We start from the raw sequence: 5,203 nt of genomic DNA, 5'->3' as shown, positions 1-5,203 counted from the left end.
GACACCACACCACGGGACTTGACCCATTTGGACCGGTTCGGGTCGTAATGGACCTGATGGTCGCGTCTCAGCGCGCCAGATTTGTAGTGGCATGGACCTCCCCCTCTCTCTACCGGCGACGCGCCCGCACGTCGACGCGACGGCATGACCGTCGACGCGCGCACCACCTCCGACGATCTCGCGACCCGCCTGCGGCACGATGCATGGCGCCTGCTGTTCGAAGACCCGGCCCGCCTGCGAACCGACCTCGCGGCACTCATCCGCTCCCAGCCCGACGCGCTCCCGCTCGCCCAGGGCTTCCGCGCCCTCGCCATCGACGTGATCGGCGCCGACCTGCTCTACGACATCCCCGGCGCCCCACCCGCGCGCGCCGGCGACGAACCCAGCCCCGGCATCCGACGGCTTCGAGGCCTCATCGAACACCGGCGAGCAGGGGATGCCGCGGCCGCCCTGCGCCACGTCGACAGTGCCCTGAGCGACCCCGAGCCCCCGCTGCCGCTATCCCGCGCGATCGTCGAAGAGCAACGGGCGCTCATCCACCTCGCCTCCGGCGAGACCACCGCCGCGCTCAGTGCCCTCGCCACCGCCGGAGCCCACGCCACCGCCGCACCCACCCTCGCACAGCGCATCCAGTTCGAATCGGCCGTGGCGCACGCGCTCCGCGGCAACCTGCGCGACGCCCGCCACTACCTCGCCGTCGGAGAAGCCATCCCCGCCGCGGCGCCGGCCGGCGCCGTCACCGGCGAGTGGCGTGACGTCGCCCGCGGACTCATCGCCGTCGAATCCGTCTCGCACCCGCAGCTCACCGCCAGCCTCCACCTGCCACCGATCGAGAGCGCCACCGACCTGTGGCCGCTCGTCGCCCTCGTGCGCGGACGAGAAGCCCTCGTCGCGCGCGCACCGCTCCGGGCGCTCGAGACCGCAGAGTTCGCGCTCGACTGCCACGACGCCACCACCCCCTTCGCCGCGTCCGCGACGACCTGGCTCATGGTGTCCGCCCTCGTCGACCTCGACGACGCACCCCGCGCCCACGCGGTCGTCGCCACGGCTCCCCCCACCACCCTCGTCGACCTCGCCCGTGCGCGCCTCGCCCTGCACGAGAACGCCCGCGCCGATGCGCTGCGCATCACCGGCGCCGTGCTCGCCCGAGCCGGCACCGCCATGGCAGAACGAGGCGAAGCGCTCCTCCTGCGGCTCTGGGCGGTCGCCCTCGGTGACGAGCTCGATCCCCGCGAGTGCACGATCGCCGCCCGCCTCGCCACCTTCAGCTCGCTCCGCCGACTCTTCGCCCTCGTGCCCACTTGGCTCATCGCGCAGATCGCGGCCGCCCTCGACGAGCCCTCCCGTGAGCGGATGTCCCGTGCCACCGTCGACCTCGCCCCGTACCGCCCGATGACCGCCACACCACCGGTCCTCACCACCCGCGAATCGGCGGTGCTGCAGGCGCTGTTCACCTTCGACTCGATCTCGCAGATCGCCGCGGCGATGTTCGTCACCCCCAGCACCGTCAAGTCGCAGCTGTCCTCCGTCTACCGCAAACTCGGCGCGCGCGGTCGCGCCGAGGCCATGGCCATCGCCACGAGACTCGACCTCATCGACCTCTGAGCGGTGGGCCGCGGCATCCTCGCGTCATCGTTCGCCCCGCGTAACAGCCCGTTCACATGACCCCCCTAGGTTCGCGCTCATGGGGATCAAAACCGTCATTCCGGCTGCCGGCCTCGGCACGCGTTTCCTTCCGGCCACCAAGGCCATGCCGAAGGAGATGCTGCCCGTCGTCGACAAGCCGGCCATCCAGTACGTCGTCGAAGAAGCCGTCTCGGCGGGCAGTGACGACGTGCTCGTCGTCGTCGGCCGCAACAAGAACGCGCTCGCGAACCACTTCGACCGGGTCACCGAGCTCGAGCACACCCTCGAACGCAAGGGCGACGCCGCGAAGCTCGCGAAGGTCATGGAGGCCAGCCGTCTCGCGGACATCCACTTCGTTCGGCAGGGCGACCCGCTCGGCCTCGGGCACGCCGTGCTGCGCGCCCGCCGACACGTCGGACAGGAGACCTTCGCCGTGCTCCTCGGCGACGACCTCATCGACGCCAGGGACCCGCTGCTGACCCGCATGATCGAGGCATCCGCCCAGAAGTCCGCGACCGTCATCGCCCTCATGGAAGTCGACCCGGCGCAGATCCACCTCTACGGATGCGCCGCCGTCGAGGCCACCGACGACGCCGACCTCGTCAAGGTCGTCGACCTCGTCGAGAAGCCCGCCGCCGCCGACGCGCCCAGCAACCTCGCCCCTCAAGTCCAACCTGCTGCTCGCCCTCGACCGCGACGACCTCGGCCCCGACCTCGCCGCCTGGCTCAAGGAGCTCGCCACCGGCCTCTGATCGGGCATTCCATTCATCGGAAACAATTCCGAAACCGGACAGTGTCGTCCGAGAAATCTCGAACCTGAAAGATCCCCATGGGGAACCTCAGCACCAACTGAGCGCGCCGATCTTGGGGGTGAGCGCGTCGTACTCGCACATCACTCCACTGAAGGGTTCGCTCACCCATGCCTGCATCCACAGCAGCCGTGCGTTCTCGGCGCCTCGCGCGCACGACCGCACTCCTGATGTCGTTCGCCGCCGTCCTCGGCGTCGCGTTCGGCATCGCCCCGGCAGCCAACGCCGCATCCGTGCCGACCGTCGGCGTCATCACCCTCACGGCCCCCGCAACGGTCGATGAGGGAGACACCGTCACTGTCAGCGTCGCGGTCGACGCATCGACCGACCTGTTCGCCTACGACCTCGGCATCACCTACGACCCGACGCTGCTGAGCTACGACGGGTCGTCGGCCGTCTTCCCGGCCGGCGGCTACGGCACCTCCGCGCCATCCGGTGGCGTCGTGACCTTCACCTCGACGCGACTCGGCACGTCCCCCGCCCTCTCCGGCGCACAGACGCTCGTGACCTTCACCTTCACGGCCCGCGCCGGCGGCGCAGCGACGATCGCCCTGACCTCGCTCACCCTCGTCGGCACCGCGGCAGTGACCGACTCGCCCTCGCTGACCGCCGTCACCCCGGTCGTCACCGCGATCACGCCGGCACCCACTCCGACGCCCACGCCGTCGGAGACCGCCACGGCCACCCCGACCCCGACCCCGTCGGTCACCGGGTCGGCCGCATCGACCGACGACGACCTCGCCAACACCGGCGGCACGACCGGTGCCTGGATCGTTCTCGGCGCGGGCGGCCTCGCCCTCGTCGCCCTCGGCGTCGTCCTCGCCGCCCGCCGCAAGGCGGTGCAGCGATGAGCGTGAGCACCCCCTCGACCCACATCCCCCTCGATCAAAGGAGTTCCCGCGTGCGTCACACGTCCCGCGCGTCGCTCGTCGGGGTCGCCCTCGTCGGCGTCGCGGCGACCTTCCTCGTCGCTCCGGCCGCGACGGCCGCCCCCGCTCCGACGACCAGCGATGGTCACCTGCTCCTCGCGCCCTTCTACTCCGAGCTCGACCTGACCGGCGACGAGCAGGTCACGACGGCCGACCTCGATGTCGCCGCCGGGTGGCTCGGCCGCACCTCGACCGACGCCGGCTGGGCCGAGGCATCCGTCATCGACCTCGACCACGACGACAAGATCACCGTCGCCGACCTCGCGGGCCTCTCGCAGCGCATGATCTACGACGACGGGCCCTTCACACTGGTCGAGGCGACCACCGTCGACATGCAGGCTGCGATGAACGCCGGCGTGCTCACCTCGGTGAAGCTCACGCAGGACTACCTCGACCGCATCGCGGCGTACGACCGCGTCAAGGTCGACCCTGCGGGCAACGGGCGCCCGCTCAACTCCATCATCACCACCAGCACCGTCGCGCTCGACGCCGCCCGTGCGGCCGACGCCGAACGCGCCGCGCACGGCATGACGAGCATGCTCCTGGGTATCCCGATCGTGCTGAAGGACAACTACGACACGACCGACATGGTCACGACCGGTGGCTGTGGCTGCTGGAACAACAATCAGACGACGACGGATGCCGCCATGGTCACCGGCCTGCGCAGCGCCGGCGCCGTCATCCTCGCCAAGGCCAGCCTCGACGAGTTCGCCTACGGGTTCGTGTCGGAGTTCTCCTCCTTCCAGAACCCCGGTTCGTCGCTCCTCGTCGCCAGCCCCTACTCGACCTCCCGCACCGCCGGCGGCTCGAGCGGCGGCACCGGTGCGGCGATCTCGGCGAACCTCGCGGCGATCGGCTTCGGCACCGACACCGGCGGATCGATCCGCGTGCCCTCGACCTACAACCAGCTCGTCGGGGTGCGCCCGACGGTGGGTCTCACGAGCCGCGACGGCATCATCCCGCTCGCGCTCTCGCAGGACACCGGCGGCCCGCTGGCCCGCACCGTCACCGATGCCGCGATCGCCCTCGACGCCGTCACCGGCGTCGACCCGGCAGACCCCGCGACCTCGGCCCAGGTGGGTCTCGTGCCCGACTCCTACACGTCGTACCTCGACGCAGACTCCCTCGAGGGTGTGCGCATCGGCTACGTCGCGAGCATGGTCGGCTCCAATGCGACCACCGTGCGCCTCTGGAACAACGCCCTCGACGTGCTGCGCAGCAAGGGTGCGACGATCGTCCCGATCGCGTCCACGTCGCAGTTCAGTGCCGTGCTCAACGAGAGCAGCGGGTCGACGAACGAGTTCACCCACGACCTCAACACCTACATCGCGACGCATCTCGCACCCGGCGTCGCGGCACGCACGCTCAACGACATCATCACGGGCGGCAATTACGTCACGTCGCGCCGGTCGACGTACGTGCAGCGCGCCGCGATCAGTGAGCAGACCTATCAGGACTGGGCGGGCCCGACCGGCACGCACACGGTCGCGCTCGCGACGGGCAAGACCTACGTCACGCAGCTCATGGCCGACAACAACCTGTCGGCGATGATCTACCCGTCGGGCAACCCCTACGGCACGCAGGGTACCAACATGCGCCTGAGCCCCAACACGGGACTGCCGGCGGTCACGGTGCCGATGGGTCAGGCGTCGAGCACGGAGTCGATCCCCGGCGCCGGCGTCAACCTCGAGTTCGTCGGCCCGGCATTCACCGAGGGTCCTCTGCTCGGACTCGCCTATGCGTTCGAGCAGGCCACCCACGCCCGCACCACCCCGGCCCTCTACGGCGCGCTCACCACGACGCCCGCACCGTAAGTCCGACCTGAACGCCTCGAGGCGG

The 5,203-nt window shown here is 70.5% G+C and carries 4 protein-coding genes; all 4 read left to right on the top strand.

The annotated features are described in order from the left end of the window. The first annotated feature begins 144 nt into the window (after window positions 1–144). Window positions 145–1,605 (top strand): helix-turn-helix domain-containing protein, encoded by a 1,461-nt coding sequence (locus tag BGO15_RS11625; RefSeq protein ID WP_056206092.1) that lies wholly within the window; start codon window positions 145–147, stop codon window positions 1,603–1,605. A gap of 79 nt (window positions 1,606–1,684) precedes the next feature. Beyond that, window positions 1,685–2,446: a UTP--glucose-1-phosphate uridylyltransferase gene (locus BGO15_RS11620; protein WP_502689168.1), complete on the top strand. Its 762-nt coding sequence runs from the start codon at window positions 1,685–1,687 to the stop codon at window positions 2,444–2,446. 99 nt (window positions 2,447–2,545) lie between these two features. Then, the gene (locus BGO15_RS11615) at window positions 2,546–3,286 is read left to right on the top strand and encodes a cohesin domain-containing protein (protein WP_082486252.1); all 741 of its coding nucleotides are present in this window, start codon (window positions 2,546–2,548) and stop codon (window positions 3,284–3,286) included. Further along, window positions 3,283–5,178 carry an amidase family protein gene (locus tag BGO15_RS11610; protein WP_082482949.1) on the top strand — a complete coding sequence of 632 codons (1,896 nt, stop codon included), beginning with the start codon at window positions 3,283–3,285 and terminating at the stop codon, window positions 5,176–5,178. Before BGO15_RS11615 ends, BGO15_RS11610 begins: the two co-directional genes overlap by 4 nt. Window positions 5,179–5,203: the final 25 nt, after the last annotated feature.

Origin of the sequence: Microbacterium sp. 71-23 (assembly GCF_001897265.1) — a bacterium.
Taxonomy (GTDB): Bacteria; Actinomycetota; Actinomycetes; order Actinomycetales; family Microbacteriaceae; genus Microbacterium; species Microbacterium ginsengisoli.
This window is presented reverse-complemented; position numbering and strand designations above follow the sequence as displayed.

Coding starts and splice junctions, on each gene's coding strand:
- BGO15_RS11615 (WP_082486252.1), top strand. CDS start 2,546: ATGCCTGCATCCACAGCAGCCGTGCGTTCTCGGCGCCTCGCGCGCACG.
- BGO15_RS11620 (WP_502689168.1), top strand. CDS start 1,685: ATGGGGATCAAAACCGTCATTCCGGCTGCCGGCCTCGGCACGCGTTTC.
- BGO15_RS11625 (WP_056206092.1), top strand. CDS start 145: ATGACCGTCGACGCGCGCACCACCTCCGACGATCTCGCGACCCGCCTG.
- BGO15_RS11610 (WP_082482949.1), top strand. CDS start 3,283: ATGAGCGTGAGCACCCCCTCGACCCACATCCCCCTCGATCAAAGGAGT.